We start from the raw sequence: 21,850 nt of genomic DNA on the forward strand, positions 1-21,850 counted from the left end.
AACGGACAGCAAGGGAGGTTTAAATGCTTAGGAAAAAGACCAACGGGGTAGCGAGACGCCCCCAGCGGACAAGTATCCTGTCTGACGTCGCGGAGAAATCCGTCGACCGCCGTGCATTCCTGCGCGGCAGCGGTCTGGCCATTGGTGGTCTTGCCGCAATCAGCGCCACCGGCGGTACGGTGACGCAAGCCAGCGCGGCATCCGCCGCGAGCGCGGCTGTTGAAACGATCAAATCGGTCTGCACCCATTGTTCGGTCGGCTGTACGGTCGTCGCAGAGGTGCAAAACGGTGTTTGGGTTGGGCAAGAGCCCGGCTGGGATAGCCCGTTCAACCTTGGTGCGCATTGCGCCAAAGGGGCTTCGGTGCGCGAACATGCGCACGGCGAACGCCGTCTGAAGTATCCGATGAAAAAAGAGGGCGGTGAGTGGAAGCGCATCAGCTGGGAACAGGCGATCACCGAGATCGGCGACGGCATGATGGACATCCGCGAAGAAAGCGGCCCTGACAGTGTTTATTGGCTGGGTTCGGCCAAGCACAACAACGAACAGGCCTATCTGTTCCGCAAGTTTGCTGCCTATTGGGGCACCAACAACGTGGATCACCAGGCCCGGATTTGTCACTCGACCACAGTTGCCGGTGTTGCCAACACCTGGGGCTATGGCGCGATGACCAACTCCTACAATGACATCCACAATTCCAAAGCGATTTTCATCATCGGTGGCAACCCGGCGGAGGCGCATCCCGTCTCGCTGTTGCACGTGTTGAAAGCCAAAGAACAGAACAACGCACCGCTGATCGTTTGCGATCCGCGCTTTACCCGCACGGCGGCCCATGCCGACGAATATGTGCGGTTCCGTCCCGGTACGGACGTGGCGTTGGTTTGGGGTCTGCTTTACCACATCTTCGAAAACGGCTGGGAGGACAAAGAGTTCATCCGCACCCGTGTTTGGGGCATGGACCAAATCCGCGAAGAAGTGGCCAAATGGAACCCCGAAGAAGTCGAACGTGTCACTGGCACGCCGGGTTCTCAGCTGCGCCGTGTGGCGCGGACATTGGTCAACAACCGCCCCGGCACCGTGATCTGGTGTATGGGTGGCACGCAGCATACCAATGGCAACAACAACACCCGTGCATATTGCATCCTTCAGCTGGCGCTGGGGAACATGGGCACAAGCGGTGGCGGCACCAACATCTTCCGCGGTCACGACAACGTGCAGGGTGCAACCGACCTTGGTGTTCTGTCCCACACTTTGCCGGGCTATTATGGCCTGTCCAAAGGCGCTTGGGGTCACTGGGCCCGCGTTTGGGAGGAAGATCCCGAATGGCTGGCGGGTCAGTTCGACACGCTTAAAGGTGCCGATGGCAAGGACAAGAGCCTGCAAAATCTCAAGGGCATTCCGGTCTCGCGCTGGATTGACGGCGTTCTTGAGGACGAAGGCAACATGGACCAGCCCAACAAGGTGCGGGCCATGGTTCTGTGGGGTCACGCCCCGAACAGCCAGACGCGCGGTCCTGAGATGAAAACAGCGATGGAAAAGCTGGATATGCTGGTCGTGGTTGACCCCTATCCAACGGTTTCTGCTGTTTTGCATGATCGCACGGATGGCGTTTACCTGCTGCCAGCCTGTACCCAATTTGAAACGCGTGGCTCTGTCACCGCCTCAAACCGGTCCTTCCAGTGGCGCGACAAGGTTGTGGATCCGTTGTTCGAATCCAAGACAGACCATGAGATCATGGGCATGTTCGCCAAAAAGTTCGGCTGGTCCGATCGTTTCTTCCGCAATATCGAAATGGAAGACGATGTGACGCCCAATGTCGAAAGCATCACACGTGAGTTCAACCGCGGTCTTTGGACCATCGGTTATACCGGGCAAAGCCCGGAACGGCTCAAGATGCACATGGCCAACCAGCATACCTTTGATCGCACCACGTTGCAGGCCATCGGTGGTCCGGCAGATGGTGATTACTATGGTCTGCCATGGCCATGTTGGGGCACCGCCGAGATGAACCATCCCGGCACGCCGAACCTGTATGACATGTCCAAACCAGTGTCTGAGGGTGGCCTGACATTCCGTGCCCGTTTTGGTGTGGAACGCGATGGCGATAACCTTTTGGCCGAAGGGGTCTACAGCAAGAACTCGGAAATTCAGGACGGTTATCCCGAATTCACGATGCAAATGCTGATGGATCTGGGTTGGGACAGTGACCTGACGGATGATGAACGTGCTGCCATTGACGCGGTGGCGGGTCCCAAGACCAACTGGAAAACCGACCTTTCGGGCGGGATCCAGCGGGTTGCGATCATGCATGAATGTGCGCCCTTCGGGAATGCCAAGGCGCGTGCAGTTGTGTGGACCTTCCCCGATCCGGTGCCGTTGCACCGCGAGCCGCTTTATACGCCGCGGCGCGATCTGGTGGCGGATTATCCGACCTATGAGGATCGTCAGGATTATCGCCTGCCGACGCTCTATGCCTCGATCCAGAAGAACGACTTTTCCAAGGAATATCCGATTGTCCTCACCTCCGGCCGGTTGGTCGAATATGAGGGCGGCGGTGAGGAAAGCCGTTCCAACCCCTGGCTGGCCGAACTTCAGCAAGACATGTTTGTCGAGATCAACCCGCGCGATGCAAATAACATCGGGCTGCGGGACGGCGCACAGGTCTGGGTCGAAGGGCCGGAGGGCGGCAAGGTCAAGGTGATGGCGATGGTCACAGAGCGGGTTGGCGAAGGCGTTGCCTTTATGCCGTTCCACTTTGGCGGACATTTCCAGGGCCAGGATCTGCGGGACAAATACCCCGACGGTGCAGACCCCTATGTCTTGGGCGAAAGTTCAAACACAGCCCAGACCTATGGCTATGATTCCGTAACCCAGATGCAAGAGACCAAGACCACTCTTTGCAAAATCAGCGCAGCATAAGGAGATCGAGAAATGGCAAGATCCAAGTTCCTCTGTGACGCCGAACGCTGCATTGAATGCAACGCCTGTGTCACCGCTTGTAAGAACGAGCATGAGGTGCCCTGGGGGATCAACCGCCGCCGTGTGGTAACCCTCAATGACGGTAAGCCGGGTGAACGTTCGCTTTCGGTGGCCTGCATGCACTGTTCGGACGCACCATGTATGGCCGTCTGTCCGGTGGATTGCTTCTACCAGAACGAAGAAGGCGTCGTGTTGCACTCCAAAGATCTGTGCATCGGTTGCGGCTATTGCTTCTATGCGTGCCCGTTTGGCGCGCCGCAGTATCCGCAGGCGGGCAACTTTGGCAGCCGTGGCAAGATGGACAAATGTACCTTCTGCGCGGGCGGTCCCGAAGAAACCCACTCCACCGCCGAGTTTGCCAAGTACGGGCGCAACCGGATCGCAGAAGGCAAATTGCCGATCTGCGCCGAGATGTGTTCGACCAAGGCGCTTTTGGCCGGAGACGGTGACGTTGTGTCGGCAATCTACCGCGAGCGCGTCGTCGCACGCGGCTTTGGCTCCGGCGCATGGGGCTGGGGCACAGCCTACGACCAAAAGGGTGGTTAAGCCGCTCCTTTGGTTTTGAACCAATAGGGTGGCCCGCGGTCTTCTTATCCGGCGGGCCACCCGACCTTGATTTTAACCCTTTCAGATTTGGGAGGTGGGCCCATGCTTCGCGTGGCACTCGCACTCGTCCTTTCCCTGATGCTTGGCCTGACGGCCCAAGCACAGACAACCCCTGACCGCAGCGCCACCGGCGGCGCGCAGACCCTTGCCGATATTCTGGCCCGCCAGCGCGGCGAGCCGGTGGATGACACCGCGATGCGCAACGATACCGGCAATTCGGAAGATGTCGCTGGCGCGGCGCAGCTTGGCCCGTTGGGCGGCACGTCCGACCCGGAAGTCTGGCGCGCGATCCGCTATGGCTCCGCCGAGACCCGCGTGTCTGCGGGCGGCGAGGTGGCCAGCGTGCTGGTACAGGATGGCGGCATGAAATGGCTGAGCTGGCGCGACGGGCCTTTGCGGACCTATGGCGGTTGGCTTTTGCTCGGCACGTTGGGGGCGTTGGTGCTGTTCTATCTGCTGCGGGGTCGTATCCGCATTGACGAAGAGATGACAGGCCGCACTGTGACCCGGTTCAAGGCGGTTGAACGCTTTGGTCACTGGCTGCTGGCAGGGTCGTTTGTCCTGCTTGGGTTGACGGGGCTGGTGTCCTTGTTCGGGCGGGTCTTTATCGCGCCCTATCTGGGCCGCGAGGTGAATGCGACCTTGCTGAATGCGTCCAAGTGGATCCACAACAACGTGGCTTGGGCGTTCATCATCGGGCTGGTGATGATTTTTGTGATGTGGGTAGTACACAATATCCCGAACCGGAGCGACATCACTTGGCTACGCCAGTTTGGCGGCATCATCGGCAAGGACCACCCGCCTGCGAAAAAATTCAACGCCGGGCAAAAGATGATTTTCTGGTCGGTGATCGTTTTTGGCACCTCGATTGCTATTTCAGGTGTGTCACTGCTGTTTCCATATGAGTTGCCGCTTTTTGCCAAAACCTTTGCGATCCTGAATGATCTCGGCTTGCCCGGGTTGGTCGGTATGGAGCCGTTGCCGGTGCTACTGTCGCCGCAGGAAGAGATGCAGTTTGCCCAAGGTTGGCACGCGATCATGGCCTTTGTCCTGATGGCGATCATTCTGGCGCATATCTACATCGGCTCTGTCGGGATGGAAGGTGCCTATGACGCCATGGGCACTGGCGAGGTGGACGAAGCCTGGGCGCATCAACACCACTCGATCTGGCTGGATGAGATGAAAGAGGCGGGCAATGATGCTCCGCAAAAGGCCCATCCGGCAGAATAGGCGATGCGGCTTTTTGCAACGATGTCTTTGATTGTGACGCTTTGCGCCAGTTCAGCTTTGGCGCAAAGCTTTACCACGCTCAAAGGGCATGGCGGGCCGATTATGGGGCTTGCCGTATCGGGCGTGGGGCAGGTGGCCACTGCCAGTTTCGACAATTCTGTTGGTCTTTGGGACGGGCGCACCCCGCGATGGCTGGAAGGGCATGAGGCGGCGGTGAATGCGGTTGCGTTCCTGCCAGATGGCCGTGTGGTCTCGGCCGGGGATGACTTCACTGTGCGGCTTTGGGAGGATGCGCAGAGCCGGATCATCGGACAGCACAAAGGCAAAGTGACCGCGCTGGCAATTGCGCCGGATACAGGGATGATCGCCTCTGCTAGTTGGGATGGGACCATCGGCCTTTGGCCGCTGGCAGAGGGCAGTGGCCGTGTCATCAAATTGCGCGACAGTGGTGTGAACGATATCGTGTTCGGGAATGGTGGCGACAGCCTGTTTTCGGCCACCACCAAGGGCGAAGTGCTGTTGTTTGACCTGACAAAAGACGCACCGCCGCGGCCATTGGTGAAACACGGATTTGGTGTGAATGAACTGGCGCTGGGGCCGCAGGGCCGCTGGCTGGCTTACGGCGCGGTGGACGGTGGCACGCGCATTCTGGATGCAGTTACCGGGGCTGCTTTGGCTGACTTTACGCTTGATCGAAAACCGATCCTATCCATGGTGCATCATGCCGCAACTGGCCTTTTGGCTGTGGGCGATGGGCAGGGTTATATCATGCTGGTGGACACCAAGACCTGGCGCATCCGGCAGGATTTTCGGGCCACACGCCAAGGCCCGATCTGGGCGCTGGCGTTTTCGCCGGACGGGGCTGCTGTCTGGGCGGGCGGTCTTGATGACGTGGCCTATGGCTGGCCGATTGCGCTGATGGATCAGTTTGATCCTGCGATGGGGCAGGAACGATCCTTTCTCAAAGATGCGGGTGAGATGACCAACGGCGAGCGGCAGTTCATGCGCAAATGTTCGATCTGCCACGCGCTTGAGGCGGGGGCCTCGCGCAAGGCCGGGCCAACGTTACACGGGGTCTTTGGCCGATCTGCCGGGCGTTTGCCGGGGTATCCCTATTCGCCAACGCTGGCCGGATCGGATATCATCTGGTCAGACGCGACAATTGACCAATTGTTCGATCTGGGGCCTGATCACTATATTCCGGGATCGAAAATGCCGATGCAGGTCATCGCCGCGCCGCAGGACCGGCGGGATTTGATAGAGTTTCTCAAGACCTATTCCAAAAAAGAGGAGACAAAGCCATGAAAGCGATGTTCACCAGTTTCGCCGCCATCATTGTGATCGCGGTTGTTGCCAGCTTCGGATTGGAAAGGGCCGGGTTCTCCTCTGAAGAGGTCAACGCAGGCGCATCGGTCAGATTGGGCAAAGACAGCCAATGAAATCTGCCGACACCGACGAATACGGCGAAAGCCTTGCCCATGCTTCGATCCTCGTGATCGACGACGAACCGGGCATGCGCAATTTCCTCATGAAGATCCTCAAGCCGCGTTGCAAGCGGGTGGAACAAGCGGCCTCGACCGCCGAAGCTACCGCGCTTTTGGATCGTAGTTTTTTCGATCTGGTGATCCTCGACAACATCATGCCAGGCAAAACCGGGCTGGATTGGGTCCGCGAGCAGCGCAATGTTGGCTTGTTTTCCGATACGATTTTGATCACCGCCTATGCAGATTTGGAAACCGCGATCAAAGCCGTGCGGACGGGCGTCGCGGACTTTGTGCTGAAGCCATTTCGCGCCAACCAGATCCTGAATGCTGCGGCTCGGGCGCTGGACCGGCAGAACCTGCGCCGAGAGAATTTTCTGCTCAAACATGAGCTTGCTGGCGAAGGCAGCCATGCGCGGGGGCGGCTTTTGGGCAATTCTGCCGCGATCAGCGAAGTGCGCGATATTCTGGAACGGCTTGCGCCTTTGCCGACCTCAGTCTTGTTCACGGGCGCCACCGGCACAGGCAAAGAAGTGGCTGCGCGGACCCTGCATTCCCTGTCGGACAGGGCCGACAAACCCTTTGTTGCGGTGAATTGCGCGGTGATCTCTCCTGACCGGATTTCGCAGGAATTGTTTGGTCTGGTGGACAATCAGGACCGCCGCAGTGATGGGCTGTTCCTGCACGCCGAGGGCGGGACGCTTTTCCTTGATGAAGTGGTGCAGATGCCTGAACAGGTGCAGGCCGCCTTGTTGCGGGTTCTGGAGGAACAGCGCATTCGCCCCGTCGGGGCAGAGCGCGAGATCCCGCTGAACTTGCGGTTCCTGTTCGCCACCAACGCCGATCTGGATCAGGCCGTCGCCGAAGGGCGGTTCCGGGCCGATCTCTATCACCGTATCAACGTGATGAAGGTTGAGATGCCGCCGTTGCGCGACCGCGCGGGGGATATTTCGGAGCTTGCGGCGCTGTTCTTGCGGCAATTTTCCAAGACGTTGGGCCTGCCGGCGATTGAGCTGGACGAAGAAACGCTGCTGAAATTTGCCCGCTATGATTGGCCGGGCAACGTACGGGAGTTGCGCAACCTGATCGAACGCTCGGTGATCCTCGGCACCTTTCCTGACAAGTTTGCCGGGGGCGGGCAGATCACCGGCACCCGCGCGATTGAATCGCTTGATCTGGTGATGCAGCGCCACATCATGCACATTCTGGATGAATGTGAAGGCAACCGTGCAGAGGCAGCACGGCGACTGGGCGTTTCACGCAAGACCGTTGATCGCAAATGCGCGGCTTGGGGCGTGTGACGGTTAAAGGCCGTCGGGGGCTTCGGGCAGCCAGATCGAAAAGGCCGCACCGCGCTTGCGCCGGTTGCGCACGCGGATCAATCCGCCCGCGCGCTGGATCAATGTCTGGCTGATTGACAGGCCCAGCCCGGTGCCTTCTGCCAATTTGGTTGTGAAAAACGGATCAAAGAGCGTGTTGAGGTTCTCGTCCGGAATGCCCGGACCAGTGTCTGCAATTTGCAGGCAAGTCCCTGCCTTGCCTTCAAATTCTTCGGGAAACAGCGAGACCGTCAGCCTGCCATCTTGTTCCATCGCTTGCACGGCATTCACCAGCAGATTCACAATCACCTGTTGCAACTCCCCCTCGTCGATCCGAACTGACGGTGCTGCGATAAGATCTGTTTCAACAGTGATCTGGGTGTTGGACAGCGTGTGCCCGATCAGAACAAGACTGTCTTCGGTGACGCGGCCGATATCCACGGTTTCCTCAGAACTGCTGAACTCACTGGGGCGGGCAAACTGCAACAGCTTGCCAACGATGGCCCCGATCCGCTGCACCTGCCGGTCTATCAAAGACAGCTCGGTCGCCACCTCTTCGGCGCGTGTGTCGAGGGTTTGGCGGATCACATCGACATTGCCCTGGATCACCGCAACGGGGTTGTTGATCTCATGGGCGACACCTGCGGTGATCTCGCCAATCGAGGCCAGCTTTTCCGACATCACCAACTGTTTGAAGGTTTCCTCCAGCTTGTAGTTGGCTTCTTTCAACTCGGCGGTGCGATCCTCGACCCGTTCATTCAGCTCATCCGCCCAGGACCGCAACGCTTGGTCTCGTTCTTGAACCTGATTGAGCAGGGTATCGAGATGGCTGGCGACAAGGCCAATCTCATCGTTTGACCCCACATCACCGTTGCGCGCATTCAGATCGCCCTTTTCGACCCGCGTCATGGTCTGGATCATGCGTTCGAGCGGCGAAAAGATCCCCTTGGCCATGCGCAGGAAAAACGGGATCGACACCGCAAGAAGCAGCAGAAATGCGATAAACAGCACCAGATAGGCCTGCTGTTTCGCGGCGACAAAAGGCGCCTCAAGGAAACCCACATAAAGCATGCCAACCCGTTCGCCAAAGCTGTCGGAGATCGGCAGATAGCCGGAAATATACCAATCATTCACCACAAAGGCGCGGTCGAGCCATGTCTTGCCATCATCCAGCACTTTACCCCGAACCACGGCAGAGACCCGCGTGCCCAGGGCGCGGACATCTTCAAAAAGGCGCACGTTGGTTGAAACCCGGACGTCCTCCAGAAACAGGGTCGCGGTGCCTTGCCGGTCGCCCCCGGTGGCGGCATTGAGGTAGACCAATGCGTTGATTGTATCAATGAAACCCAGGTTCCGGTTCAACAGGATGCCGCCGACCAGAATACCGCGATTGCCGTCTTGGCCCACGGGGCTGGCGGTGTGAACAACCATGCCGCGGTCCTCAACCGTGCGGGTGGTGGGCACGGCGGCTTGGGTTTCAATCAGCGGCACGCGCGCACGGGTGGCCAGATCGCCGGGCAGGGCGCGTAGATCCGCAGCTGAGAATATATCGATCGCGGTGGCAGGACGGCCCCGTTTGGCCGATGCGATCACAGGCCACTGGTGCGCCGGTCCGGCGATTTGATCCGGTGGAAGGTAGTAAAGAAAATCCAGCTGGTGTGCGCGCTGCTTGGCCCCCAGAAACGCGGCCAGTTGGGTTGGGTTCTGATCCAGCTCTGCCAGAAACTCAGCGGATTCGGTGATCCCGGTCATATTGGTGCCGGTGCCGTCCAAGATCCGGCCCAGATATTGCTCAGCGATGCGCAGGTCGCTGGCTACATTGGCAATCAGGATGTTGTCATATTCCGACGTCCAGCGGTTCATGCCCAGAAGCAGCATCAGCGGCATCAGCACGACCATCGGCAGCAAAGCCAGTGTCAAAAGGCGTAGCCGGACGGACTTCAAAGGAGCTTATGAATTAAGGAATGTGCCACAGCCGGACATTAAGGTTTTGAATGGGGCTTTGCAATTCTGTCAAAAGACGGCGGTTTAACTCAGCGGATCATCGATCAACGGATCAGGTTTGGCCAGCGAGGCCAGATCATCGGCATCGGCGATATGCACGTTGGTCCCGGTCACCGTTACGCCATAGGGCTTCAGCGCTTTGATGGCACGAGACAGGTTTTCAGGCGTCATCCCCATTTGTGAGGCAATTTTGCGCTTCTCGATGTTCAGCTCAAAAGCACAATTTCCGTTGGCGCGGCTGTGCTGTTTGAGCAGGTAATTTGCCAACCGCTCAATCGAGGTGCGCAGTTTGAGGTCTTTGCTGTTCTTGACGACACCGCGGTAACATTGTGCAAGCTCCGTCACCAAGGCCCGCGAAAATCCGTTGTCGATATCGTAGATCTGCCGCACGTCGGTGGAGGGCAGCAAGACGATGCGGCTTTTCTCCAATGTGCGGGCCGACATCAGGTAAGGCGCATCTTTGATCGTTGCGGCCAGGATGAAGGTCGAAACCGGCCGAACAATGGCCATCGTGGATTCGCGGTCGTTCCAGCTGGCAAACAATTCGACCGCGCCAGAGATGATCACATGCAAAAAATCGCTTGGCTCGCCTTCGGAAATCAGTTCGATCTGGGGCGGGAAATTCTGGACGTAAGAACCGCGCATGAGCGATTCAAAGTTCTCGTCGGCCATCTCGGCAAAGATCGGCAAAGCCCGAATATCCGTGGTTTCCGACTCATTCATAGTCAATGTTCACCCAAGCGAAGTTCGGACAGTTATCATCCGTCTACTTGATATATGTCAAACCCATTCCGGAAATTCTTTGATCAGCGAATTTGCGTGATACACCGCCGCGACTGACAAATTTCTGAGAATGCCTTGTTTCGGCCCAATTTGTTAAAGACTTGATCCAGATCAAAACCGGCTCCCTTGAAAGGGCACAGGTTCCTCCAAAAGCAGCTCAGGACGGCCAATACGGGCCTGTCTGGGGATCGGAAGGAGAGACCAATGGAGCTTCAAAACAAGGCCACAAGTCTTTGGGGCAATTTCTTTAACGTAAAGATGGTGCAGATCAGAACGTTCCACATGACGTGGTTTGCGTTCTTCTCGTGCTTCTTTGCATGGTTTGGTATCGCGCCGCTGATGTCGGTTGTGCGCGATGAATTGCAGCTGACCAAGGATCAGATCGGTTGGGCCATTATTGGTTCGGTGTCCGCGACGATCTTTGCGCGGCTGTTCATCGGCTGGCTCTGCGATCGGATCGGGCCAAGGAAATCCTACACATGGTTGCTGCTCCTTGGGTCGCTTCCGGTGATGGGGATTGGTCTGGCTCAGACCTTTGAAACATTCCTTTTGTTCCGGGTTCTGATCGGCTGTATCGGTGCATCCTTTGTGATCACCCAATACCACACATCTGTTATGTTCGCGCCCAACGTAGTCGGGCAGGCCAACGCCACTTCGGCGGGCTGGGGCAACCTTGGCGGCGGTGTGACACAGTTTGTGATGCCGCTGTTGTTCTCGGTGTTCGTGATCGGCTTTGGCTTCTCAGAGGCCGTTGGCTGGCGTGCGTCGATGATGGTTGTTGGTGCGATCATCTTTGTCACCGGTATCGCCTATTACTTCCTCACGCAGGATGCGCCTGACGGCAACTTTGATGATCTGCGTGCCCAAGGCCGCATGGGTGAGAAAAAGAAAGTCACCGGCAACTATATGGCCGCACTGGCCGATCCGCGCGTCTGGGTTTTGTTTGTCATCTACGGTGCCTGCTTTGGTATCGAACTGACGGTCAACAACGTCGCCGCGCTTTACTTCATGGATTACTTTGACCTGACACTTGTGACCGCCGGTCTGGTGGCCGCGTCCTTTGGTCTGATGAACATGTTTGCACGGACCCTTGGCGGGATCTTCGGCGACAACTTCGGATCGCTTTGGGGCCTGCGTGGCCGCGCGTTCTGGCTGTTTGTCTGTATCTTCTGTGAAGGTCTGGCGCTGATGATGTTCAGCCAGATGAGCGTTCTGTTTCTGGCGCTGCCAGCGCTGATCGTCTTCTCGCTGTTCACTCAGATGGCCGAAGGGGCGACCTATTCGGTGGTGCCATTCATCAACAAAAAGGCATTGGGCGCTGTGGCCGGTGTTGTGGGCGCGGGCGGCAACGCCGGCGCGGTTCTGGCGGGCTTCCTGTTCAAGAACACAATCGACTGGTCCGAGGCGTTCTTTATTCTTGGTATCATCGTGACCTGCGCATCCTTCATGGCCTTCTTTGTCCGGTTCTCGACCCGGCAGGAAGATGAAGAGCGGGCCAACTTTGCCGCCGCCAATATCGACACACTGCGTGCCCGTGCCGCCAAGGCCAATGCCGCGCTCGAAGAAGGCGTTGCCGCCATTGCCCGCAAAGAGGGCCAGGCACCGGCCGCCGATTAATCACTGAATACGGCGGGCCAACATCGGCCCGCCATCACGCTCATCTTGGAGGTATCAAGTGGGACAAGATCTAAGAAACTGGAACATCGAGGACGAAGGCTATTGGTCCTCCACCGGCAAGGCGATTGCCACGCGCAACCTGTGGATTTCGATCCCCAGCTTGCTCTGCGGCTTTGCGGTCTGGCTGTACTGGGGCATCATCACCGTTCAGATGATCAACCTTGGCTTTGGCTTTGAAAAGTCCGAGCTGTTTACACTGGCCGCGATTGCCGGTCTGACAGGGGCGACCCTGCGTATCCCATCCACGTTCTTTATCCGTATCGCGGGTGGACGGAATACCATCTTTTTCACCACCGCCCTTTTGATGATCCCGGCGGTCGGTGCGGGGTTTGCGCTGCAAAACCCTGATACGCCGCTCTGGCACTTCCAGATCCTGGCGTTCTTGTCGGGTATCGGTGGCGGTAACTTCTCGTCTTCGATGTCGAATATCAGCTTTTTCTACCCCAAAAAGGTGCAGGGCTATGCGCTGGGTATGAACGCGGGTCTGGGTAACTTTGGTGTGACCACCATGCAAATCCTCATCCCGCTGGTGATGACGTTTGGTCTGTTTGGCGGCGAAAGCCGGACTTTGGTGAACACCTCCGGCACGCTCATCGGGAAAATCCCTGCGGGTACCGAAACATTCATCCACAATGCTGGTTTTGTTTGGTTGCTGTTCCTTGTGCCGCTGGCCTTCCTTGGCTGGTTCGGTATGAACAACATCCGCGACGAACACGTCTCGCCTGACATTCCGAACCCTGTTGGCGCGTTTGCCACCATCTCGGGCATGTTGTTCATCGGCTTTGTCACTGCGGCCTTTGGTCTGTGGCTTTTGCTGCCTGCCACTGTTGGCGGCTCTGGCTTCATGGTGTCCAAATGGATCGTGCTGCCTATCGTGATTGCGCTGACCGTTCTGGGTTTGAAAATGATCCCCGGTGCGGTGGGTCAAAACTTGTCGCGTCAGTACCGGATCTTTGGCAACAAGCACACATGGGCGATGACTGTCATCTATACCATGACCTTCGGCAGCTTTATCGGCTACTCCGCCGCGCTGGCACTGACCATCAAGGTTGTGTTCGGTTTCAGCCACCTCGAAGTAGACGGCTTGCTGACCCACGACACCGTGAACCCCAACGGCCCATCGGCCTTGATGTTCGCTTGGATGGGCCCATTCATCGGCGCCTTGATCCGGCCAATTGGCGGCATGATGGCCGACAAACTGGGCGGTGCGCGGGTAACACAGTGGATTTCGATCGTGATGGTCGCCTCTGCACTCGGCGTCGCCTACTTCATCCAGCAGGCCTATGCGTCGGCAACTCCTGAACAGTATTTCTACCCCTTCCTGGGCCTGTTCCTGATCTTGTTCGCCGCCACAGGCATCGGCAACGGGTCCACCTTCCGCACCATCGCTGTGGTGTTCGACAAAGAGCAGGCCGGTCCTGCGCTGGGTTGGACCGCTGCTGTGGCCGCCTACGGCGCATTCATCATCCCCAAAGTGTTTGGTGAACAGCTCAAGGCCGGATCGCCAGAATACGCTCTGTATGGCTTCGCTGTCTTCTATGCGGTCTGCATCGCGATCAACTGGTGGTTCTACCTGCGCCCCGGCGCCTACGTGAAGAACCCATAAACCCAAGCGATTGACGGTTTGCGCCGGCCTTCCGGCGCAGACCCATCCCCCCTTAACGATACCTCAGGAGAGGAGCTAGCAAGATGAGCCACCTGCTCGACAGATTGAACTTTCTCCAGTCGAAAGAACTGGAAAAATTCTCGAACGGCCACGGGCAAGTGACCCGCGAGAACCGCGATTGGGAAGAGACCTATCGCAACCGCTGGCGCCACGACAAAATCGTGCGCTCGACCCATGGTGTGAACTGCACCGGCTCTTGTAGCTGGAAGATCTACGTCAAATCCGGGATCGTCACATGGGAAACCCAGCAGACGGATTATCCGCGCACCCGTGCGGGCCTGCCCAACCACGAACCGCGTGGCTGTGCGCGTGGCGCATCCTACAGCTGGTATCTGTATTCCGCGAACCGGGTGAAGAACCCGCTGATCCGCGGCAAGCTTTTGAAAGTCTGGCGCGAAATGCGCAAGACCATGACCCCGATCGAGGCCTGGACCAAGCTTCAGAATGACCCGATCCTGCGGGCCAATTATGTCAAATCCCGTGGCAAGGGCGGTTTTGTCCGCGCAACATGGGATGAAAGCACCGAAATCATCGCGACTGCCAACGCCTATACGGCGAAAACCTATGGCCCTGACCGCGTCTTCGGCTTCTCGCCCATTCCGGCGATGTCGATGGTCAGCTATGCCGCCGGTTCACGGTATCTGAGCCTGATGGGGGGCGTCTGCATGTCCTTCTATGACTGGTATTGCGATTTGCCACCTGCCTCTCCGATGACATGGGGCGAACAGACCGACGTGCCGGAAAGTGCCGATTGGTACAATGCTGGCTTCTTGCTGCTTTGGGGCTCCAACGTGCCGCAGACACGGACGCCGGATGCGCACTTCTACACCGAGGCACGCTATCGCGGCACCAAATCCGCCGTCATCTGTCCCGACTATTCTGAGGCGGCCAAGTTTGGCGATGTCTGGCTCGCCCCGAAACAGGGTACCGACAGCGCGTTGGCCATGGCCATGGCCCACGTGATCCTGCGCGAATATCACCTCGACCGTCAGGCCGAGTACTTCGAAGATTACACCCGCAAATACTCTGACTTCCCAATGCTGGTGAAGCTGGAAGAGAAAGACGGGCGTTTCGTGCCGGGCCGCTTCCTGCGGGCTGATGATCTGGACGGCAAACTGGGCGAAGACAACAACCCCGAATGGAAGACTGTCGCGCTGGATCGCAAGGCCGGTCTGGTCGCGCCAAACGGTTCGGTCGGCTATCGCTGGGGCGAAGACGGCGAATGGAACCTTGAGGAACGTGCAAGCGGCAAAGACACCGACTTGATGACCTCGCTGGTGCTCGAAGAGGACCACGACAAAGTTGTTGGCGTTGATTTCCCCTACTTTGGCGGTCAAGCCACTGAAAACTTTGCACAGTGCGACTTCCCCGATGTCATGACCCACAACATCCCTGTGAAAACCGTGAAAACGGCAGACGGCGATGTACAGGTTGCGACCGTGTTTGACCTTTTCTGCGCCAACTACGGCCTTGATCGCGGTCTGGGCGGCGATTGGGTCACCAAAGACTTTGCTGACGACAAACCCTACACCCCTGCATGGGCCGAACGGATCACCGGTGTTTCTGCCGACAAGATCGTTGCGGTTGCCCGTGAGTTTGCCACCAATGCCGAAAAGACCAATGGTAAATCCATGGTCATCCTCGGTGCCGGTCTGAACCACTGGTATCACATGGATATGAACTATCGCGGCATTATCAACATGTTGGTGATGTGTGGTTGTATCGGTCAGTCGGGCGGTGGCTGGAGCCACTATGTGGGCCAGGAAAAACTGCGCCCGCAAACCGGCTGGCAGCCACTGGCCTTTGCGCTGGATTGGAACCGTCCACCGCGTCACATGAACTCAACCTCGGCATGGTATGCCCATACCGATCAGTGGCGTTATGAGACACTGACGGCGGATGAGATCCTGTCGCCAACCGCGCCTGAGGGCGATTGGAACGTCAATCTGATTGACTACAACATCCGTGCTGAGCGTATGGGCTGGTTGCCATCGGCACCGCAGCTCAAGACCAACCCGCTCGAAGTGACCAAAGCGGCCAAGGCGGCTGGCAAAGAGATCAAGGACTACATCGCAGAGCAGCTGAAGTCCGGCGATCTGGAAATGTCTTGCGAAGATCCTGATGCGCCCGAAAACTGGCCACGTAACCTGTTTATCTGGCGCTCCAACCTGCTGGGGTCTTCGGGTAAAGGCCACGAGTATTTCCTCAAGCACCTGCTTGGCACCGACCATGGTGTGCTGGGGCATGACCTTGGTGTTGAGGGCGGCCAAATGCCAGCCGAAGCCAAGTGGCATGAAGAAGCGCCCGAGGGCAAACTGGACCTCTTGGTCTGCATCGACTTCCGGATGAGCACCACAGCGGTTTATTCCGACATCGTTCTGCCCACAGCAAGCTGGTACGAAAAGAACGACCTGAACACATCGGATATGCACCCGTTCATCCACCCGCTTCAGGCGGCGGTTGATCCGGCTTACGAAAGCAAATCGGACTGGGAAATCTTCAAGGCGATTGCCAAGAAGTTCCAGGAGGTTGCACCGGAGGTCCTGGGCAAGGAAACCGATGTGGTTGCCCTGCCAATCCTGCACGACACACCGGCAGAGATTGCACAGGATCAGGTCCGCGACTGGAAGAAAGACGAATGCGAACTGATCCCCGGCAAGACCGCACCAAACTATGTGCCGGTTGAGCGGGATTATACCGCGATCTATGACCGGTTTGTGGCTGTTGGTCCGCTGCTTGATAAGCTGGGCAATGGCGGCAAAGGCATCAACTGGAACACCGAAGTTGAGGTGCAGCATCTGCGGGAACTCAACGGCGAGTGGGAAGATGGCCCTGCCAAGGGTTGTCCGAAACTGGTGACAGACATTGATGCCACCGAGGTCATCTTGATGCTGGCCCCGGAAACCAATGGCGAAGTGGCTGTGAAAGCCTGGGAACAGTTGGGCAAAGCCACCGGCATTGACCACAGACATCTGGCGCTGCCGAAGGAAGACGAGAAAATCCGCTTCCGTGATATTGCCGCACAGCCGCGCAAAATCATCAGCTCGCCCACATGGTCCGGCATCGAAAGTGAACATGTCTGCTACAACGCAGGCTATACCAACGTGCATGAGCTGATCCCATGGCGCACCCTGACGGGCCGTCAGCAGCTGTATCAAGATCACCTGTGGATGCGTGCCTTTGGCGAAGGGTTCACAACCTACCGCCCACCGGTCGATCTGAAGACCATCAACAGCGATGTGATGGATGATGGTGACAGCCTTGTGCTCAACTTCATCACCCCCCACCAGAAATGGGGCATCCACTCCACCTATTCGGACAACCTGTTGATGCTTACGCTCAACCGGGGTGGTCCGGTGGTCTGGCTGTCCGAGGTCGATGCGGCCAAAGCGGGGATTGCGGATAACGATTGGGTCGAGGTTTACAACACCAACGGGGCGCTTACGGCCCGTGCGGTTGTCAGCCAGCGCATGAAAGACGGTACGCTCTTTATGTACCACGCGCAGGAAAAGATCGTGAACACGCCCGGCTCTGAAAAGACCGGCAACCGTGGCGGCATCCACAATTCGGTGACCCGCACCACGCTCAAACCAACCCATATGATCGGCGGTTATGCCCATCAATCCTACGGCTTTAACTATTACGGCACCGTTGGATCGAACCGGGATGAATTCGTCATCGTCAGAAAAATGCGGAAGGTCGACTGGCTCGATACACCCGCCAAAGTGGAGGCAGCAGAATGAGAGTTCGCGCACAAATCGGCATGGTGCTGAACCTGGACAAATGTATCGGGTGCCACACATGCTCCGTTACCTGCAAAAACGTCTGGACCAGCCGCGATGGTGTTGAATACGCATGGTTCAACAACGTCGAAACCAAACCGGGTACCGGCTATCCAACCGACTGGGAAAACCAGGCGCGTTGGAAAGGTGGCTGGGAACGGACCAAATCCGGTAAATTGCAGCCCAAGCAGGGCAGCAAATGGCGGATCTTGGCCAACATCTTTGGCAATCCGGATCTGCCGGAAATCGACGACTATTATGAACCGTTCGATTTCGACTATGACCACTTGAAATCGGCGCCTGAAATGACGGCGTTCCCAACCGCGCGCCCACGGTCCAAGATCACCGGCGAACGGATGGAGAAGATCGAAAAAGGTCCAAACTGGGAAGAAATCCTTGGCGGTGAATTTGCCAAGCGCAGCGAAGACTACAACTTCGAAGGCATCCAGAAGGAGATCTACGGGGAATATGAAAATACATTCATGATGTATTTGCCCCGTCTGTGTGAACACTGTCTGAACCCGGCCTGCGCGGCATCCTGCCCGTCCGGTGCGATCTACAAACGTGAAGAAGACGGCATCGTTCTGATTGACCAAGAGAAATGCCGCGGCTGGCGCATGTGCGTGTCCGGCTGTCCTTACAAAAAGATCTACTACAACTGGCAGTCCGGCAAATCCGAGAAATGCACCCTGTGCTATCCCCGGATCGAAAGCGGCAACCCGACCGTATGTTCGGAAACCTGCGTTGGGCGCATTCGTTATCTGGGTGTCATGCTTTATGATGCGGACAAGATCGAACAGGCGGCGAATGTGCCTGCCGAGACCGACCTTTATGATGCACAGTTGGACGTGTTCCTTGACCCGAGCGATCCCGAAGTGATCGCAGCGGCCCGCCGCGATGGTGTGCCGGAAGACTGGATCAAAGGTGCGAAAGAAAGCCCGATCTGGAAAATGGCGATGGAATGGAAAGTAGCGTTCCCGCTGCACCCAGAATATCGCACGCTGCCAATGGTTTGGTACATCCCGCCGCTCTCACCGATCCAGAACGCGGCCGAAGCGGGCAAAATTGGCATGGACGGCGCAATGCCGGACGTCCAATCCCTGCGCATTCCGGTGAAATACCTCGCCAACATGCTGACCGCAGGGGACGAAGCCCCGGTTGTCACCGCGCTGGAACGGATGATGGCCATGCGGTCTTACATGCGGTCCAAAACTGTGGATGGCGTGATCGACGAAGGCATCGCCAAACGTGTGGGCCTTGAGCCGCGGATGATCGAAGACATGTATAAAATCATGGCCTTGGCCGATTATGAGGATCGTTTTGTGATCCCAACAACCCACCGTGAACAGGTCGAAGAGGCCTATGATCTCAAGGGTGGTTGCGGGTTCACTGATGGCAACGGCTGTTCCACCGGTATCTCCAAAGGATCGCTTTTTGGCGGCTCCAAGAAACCGCTGAAAATGCCACAGGAGGTGCAGTAAAATGGACCGTACACTCAAATCCTTTTCCCTACTTCTGAGCTACCCGACGCGCGAGCTGCAGCATGCGATGTCCGAGATCGGAGGCGTCCTTGCCTCGGATACGCGTTTGACAGCAGCAGCACGTCGGGCGTTGCGCCCGCTGGTTGAGGGGCTAGCCGGGCGCGACATCTATGACCTCGAAGAGCAGTTTGTTCTGCTCTTCGACCGCTCGCGGACTTTGTCGTTGAACCTGTTTGAACATGTTCACGGCGAAAGCCGCGACCGGGGCGGCGCGATGGTTTCGCTGATCGAAACCTACCGCGATGCAGGGTTTGATCCGGCCACATCAGAACTGCCGGACCATCTGCCGGTTCTGCTAGAGTTTCTGTCGACCCGTCCATCCAGCGAAGTGCGCGAAACGCTGAGCGATGCGGCGCATATCTTTGAGGCCCTGCAAGCCCGTCTTGAGCGGCGCGAAAGCCCCTATGCGGCGGTTTTTGCAGCGCTCATTCAGATCGCGGGTGCCAAGGCCAACAAAGAGGTGGTCGAGGCGATGCTGGCCCAGCCTGATGATGATCCAACCGATCTCAAGGCGCTGGACGAGGTTTGGGAAGAATCCGAAGTGACCTTTGGTCCTGATCCAAACGCCGGCTGCCCGCAGGTGCGCGATATGCTTGCACAGATGGACACACCGATAAACCCAGCGCCGCAAGCCGCGGCCAAGTAAGGGGATCACAGATATGTTTACCAACTTTGACTTAGACTACTTCATCTTTGGGATCATGCCCTACATCGCGCTGACCGTGCTGGTTGTGGGGTGTATCGCACGGTACGAGCGTGATCCGTTCACCTGGAAATCTTCCTCTAGCCAGCTTTTGCGGCGCAAACAGCTGATCCTGGGATCAGTGTTGTTTCACGTCGGCATTCTGACAGTGTTCTTTGGCCACCTTGCGGGTCTGTTTACACCGGTCTGGATTCTCGACACGCTTGGCATTCCCTATGCGCTCAAGCAGTGGATGGCTGTTATCATTGGCGGCATTGCAGGTGTGATCGCGCTGATCGGTGCGACCATTCTGTTGCACCGCCGATTGACCGATCCGCGCATTCGCCGCCACTCCAGCTTTGCTGATATTGGCATACTGGCGCTGATCTGGCTGCAATTGTTGATCGGTATCGGCACCATCTTCCTGACGCTGCAACACATGGATGGCGCGGAAATGGTGCGCTTTATGACCTGGTCGCAAAGTGTGGTTCTGCTGAACCTCAACGCCTGGGCGATGGTTGTGGATGTGCATTGGCTCTACAAGGCGCATATCTTCCTTGGCCTGCTGATCACCTTGCTGTTCCCGTTCACACGGCTGGTTCACATGGTGTCCGCCCCGATCCGTTACCTGTGGCGTCCCGGTTATCAGGTGGTGCGCTCGCGCCGTCAGACCCCGCTGCCAGCACGCAATGAAGGGGCCAAGTGATGACCAAAGCGCTTTTCCCTGATGTGATCGTCAACGGTGTTACAATCGCTTCTGCCGCAATCGCGGCAGAGGCACAGAACCACAACGCGCCAAAGAACAAGCCGGGTCTGGCATGGCGGCAGGCGGCGCGGGCGTTGATCGTCCGCGAGGTGCTGCTGCAAGAGGCTGGAAAGCTGGGCGTGGTTGAGACCCCGCGCAGCATGGGCGACGGACTTGTGGAAACCCAAGAAGAGGCACTGATCCGCGGTGTTATTGATGCCGCGATCAAGGTCGCACCGCCCACCGAGGACGAAGTGCGCGCGGTCTGGAGCAAAGACCCGGACCGTTACCGCGCCCCGCCGCTTTGGGAAGTGTCGCATATTCTGGTCGCTGCGGACCCGTCAGATGACGAGGCCCGCGGCAAGGCCCTGACCAAAGCGGCGGCGCTGACCGAGCAGGTCTTGGCCGATCCCAAATGCTTTGGCCGCCTCGCCAAGAACGACAGCGATTGTTCCTCTGCCCAGAACGGCGGCCTTTTGGGGCAGTTGTCACCCGGAGATACCGTACCGGAGTTTGAGGCCGCACTGCGCGATCTGAGCGAAGGTGAGATCACCGCAGACCCCGTGGCCTCGCGGTTTGGTTTTCACATCGTGCGAATGGACGCTGTGGCCGAAGGTGCCGTGCTGCCCTTCGATGCGGTTGCGCCCAAGTTACGCGCAGCGATGGAAAAGAACGCCTGGGTTCACGAAGTGCAGGCCCTGACCCAACGTCTGACCGATGCGGCGGAAATTGTGGGGATCGACCTAAAGGCATTTTGACGGTTGGAAGGGAGATGAATATGCGCCTCAATCCTTCCCAGAGGGGAGACTGGTTAAGCCCGGCTGAAATGGCCCGGCTTGGCAGTCCGCTCGACCTGATTAATGAAGATCACTATCGGCTGCGGCATATTTGTGCCGTGCTGGACCGGTTGTCTGGAAAACCCTCGCGGGAACCTGTGGATCTGGAACAAACCCGCGGATTTCTGCGCAGGGAACTGTCGGCGCATATTGCCGACGAAGAGGAAGACCTATTTCCGATGCTGCGCAAAAGATGCGAGCCGGAAGACCAGGTGGACAAGACTTTGGACAGGCTTAGCAAAGATCATGCCAGCCATTTGGAAGGCGCCAAATCCTGTCTGGTCATTCTGGATGGCCTGCACGCGCAAAGGTCTGATCTGACGAGGGACGAGCGGGCGGTGCTGCGCGGATTTGCAGACAAGAAACGCCGCCATCTGATTTTAGAGAACGCGATCTTGCTGCCACTGGCACGGGCGCGATTGATGACAACGGACCTGCGCCAGATGCTTGAGCATATGCTGGACCGGCGCGGCTTGCCCGGAGGTGGGTATCATGCGGGCTGACCGATGGTCGCTCGATT

General features: G+C 57.7%; 16 protein-coding genes. 14 read left to right on the forward strand and 2 right to left on the reverse strand.

The genetic code is table 11. The features are described 5' to 3' along the window. Positions 1 to 23 precede the first annotated feature (23 nt). The 6 genes from C8N31_RS07675 (at position 24) to C8N31_RS07695 (ending at position 7,596) form a co-directional block, all read left to right on the forward strand. A complete protein-coding gene (locus C8N31_RS07675; protein WP_025048014.1) occupies positions 24 to 2,918 on the forward strand; it encodes a formate dehydrogenase subunit alpha in 2,895 nt (964 codons plus the stop codon). 12 nt (positions 2,919 to 2,930) lie between these two features. After that, complete coding sequence (fdh3B, locus tag C8N31_RS07680; RefSeq protein WP_025048013.1) at positions 2,931 to 3,524, forward strand: formate dehydrogenase FDH3 subunit beta; 594 nt, start codon at positions 2,931 to 2,933, stop codon at positions 3,522 to 3,524. Positions 3,525 to 3,626: 102 nt separating this feature from the next. Continuing rightward, a complete protein-coding gene (locus tag C8N31_RS07685; RefSeq protein ID WP_025048012.1) occupies positions 3,627 to 4,814 on the forward strand; it encodes a formate dehydrogenase subunit gamma in 1,188 nt (395 codons plus the stop codon). Positions 4,815 to 4,817: 3 nt separating this feature from the next. After that, entirely contained in the window at positions 4,818 to 6,119 is a 1,302-nt protein-coding gene (locus C8N31_RS07690; protein ID WP_025048011.1) for a c-type cytochrome, read from the forward strand. Next, positions 6,116 to 6,253: a hypothetical protein gene (locus C8N31_RS20335; protein WP_162933422.1), complete on the forward strand. Its 138-nt coding sequence runs from the start codon at positions 6,116 to 6,118 to the stop codon at positions 6,251 to 6,253. The genes C8N31_RS07690 and C8N31_RS20335 overlap by 4 nt, the downstream gene beginning before the upstream one ends. After that, positions 6,250 to 7,596 (forward strand): sigma-54-dependent transcriptional regulator, encoded by a 1,347-nt coding sequence (locus tag C8N31_RS07695; RefSeq protein ID WP_025048010.1) that lies wholly within the window; start codon positions 6,250 to 6,252, stop codon positions 7,594 to 7,596. Before C8N31_RS20335 ends, C8N31_RS07695 begins: the two co-directional genes overlap by 4 nt. 3 nt (positions 7,597 to 7,599) lie before the next feature. On the opposite strand, the gene C8N31_RS07700 is transcribed toward C8N31_RS07695, so the two are convergent. Continuing rightward, positions 7,600 to 9,513: a sensor histidine kinase gene (locus tag C8N31_RS07700; protein WP_231476787.1), complete on the reverse strand. Its 1,914-nt coding sequence runs from the start codon at positions 9,511 to 9,513 to the stop codon at positions 7,600 to 7,602. A gap of 129 nt (positions 9,514 to 9,642) precedes the next feature. Continuing rightward, entirely contained in the window at positions 9,643 to 10,341 is a 699-nt protein-coding gene (locus C8N31_RS07705) for a cyclic nucleotide-binding domain-containing protein (RefSeq protein ID WP_025048008.1), read from the reverse strand. Positions 10,342 to 10,605: 264 nt separating this feature from the next. Between C8N31_RS07705 and C8N31_RS07710 the strand changes: the two genes are divergently transcribed. The 8 genes from C8N31_RS07710 to C8N31_RS07745 all read left to right on the forward strand — a co-directional run bounded on the left by C8N31_RS07710 (position 10,606) and on the right by C8N31_RS07745 (position 21,833). Continuing rightward, complete coding sequence (locus C8N31_RS07710; protein ID WP_025048007.1) at positions 10,606 to 12,018, forward strand: MFS transporter; 1,413 nt, start codon at positions 10,606 to 10,608, stop codon at positions 12,016 to 12,018. Positions 12,019 to 12,076: 58 nt separating this feature from the next. Next, complete coding sequence (locus tag C8N31_RS07715) at positions 12,077 to 13,684, forward strand: MFS transporter (RefSeq protein WP_025048006.1); 1,608 nt, start codon at positions 12,077 to 12,079, stop codon at positions 13,682 to 13,684. An 83-nt stretch (positions 13,685 to 13,767) separates the two neighbouring features. After that, positions 13,768 to 17,487, forward strand: a complete 3,720-nt coding sequence (locus tag C8N31_RS07720; protein ID WP_025048005.1) for a nitrate reductase subunit alpha — start codon at positions 13,768 to 13,770, stop codon at positions 17,485 to 17,487. Next, entirely contained in the window at positions 17,484 to 19,007 is a 1,524-nt protein-coding gene (gene narH, locus C8N31_RS07725; protein ID WP_025048004.1) for a nitrate reductase subunit beta, read from the forward strand. Before C8N31_RS07720 ends, narH begins: the two co-directional genes overlap by 4 nt. A gap of 1 nt (position 19,008) precedes the next feature. After that, positions 19,009 to 19,713 (forward strand): nitrate reductase molybdenum cofactor assembly chaperone, encoded by a 705-nt coding sequence (gene narJ / locus C8N31_RS07730; protein ID WP_025048003.1) that lies wholly within the window; start codon positions 19,009 to 19,011, stop codon positions 19,711 to 19,713. Positions 19,714 to 19,726: 13 nt separating this feature from the next. Continuing rightward, positions 19,727 to 20,455, forward strand: coding sequence for a respiratory nitrate reductase subunit gamma (gene narI / locus C8N31_RS07735; protein WP_025048002.1), 729 nt, complete (start codon positions 19,727 to 19,729; stop codon positions 20,453 to 20,455). Continuing rightward, positions 20,455 to 21,252 carry a peptidylprolyl isomerase gene (locus C8N31_RS07740; protein WP_025048001.1) on the forward strand — a complete coding sequence of 266 codons (798 nt, stop codon included), beginning with the start codon at positions 20,455 to 20,457 and terminating at the stop codon, positions 21,250 to 21,252. Before narI ends, C8N31_RS07740 begins: the two co-directional genes overlap by 1 nt. Before the next feature lie 20 nt (positions 21,253 to 21,272). Continuing rightward, positions 21,273 to 21,833 (forward strand): hemerythrin domain-containing protein, encoded by a 561-nt coding sequence (locus tag C8N31_RS07745; RefSeq protein ID WP_160168869.1) that lies wholly within the window; start codon positions 21,273 to 21,275, stop codon positions 21,831 to 21,833. Positions 21,834 to 21,850: the final 17 nt, after the last annotated feature.

This window comes from Sulfitobacter mediterraneus (assembly GCF_003054325.1).
GTDB lineage: Bacteria > Pseudomonadota > Alphaproteobacteria > Rhodobacterales > Rhodobacteraceae > Sulfitobacter > Sulfitobacter mediterraneus.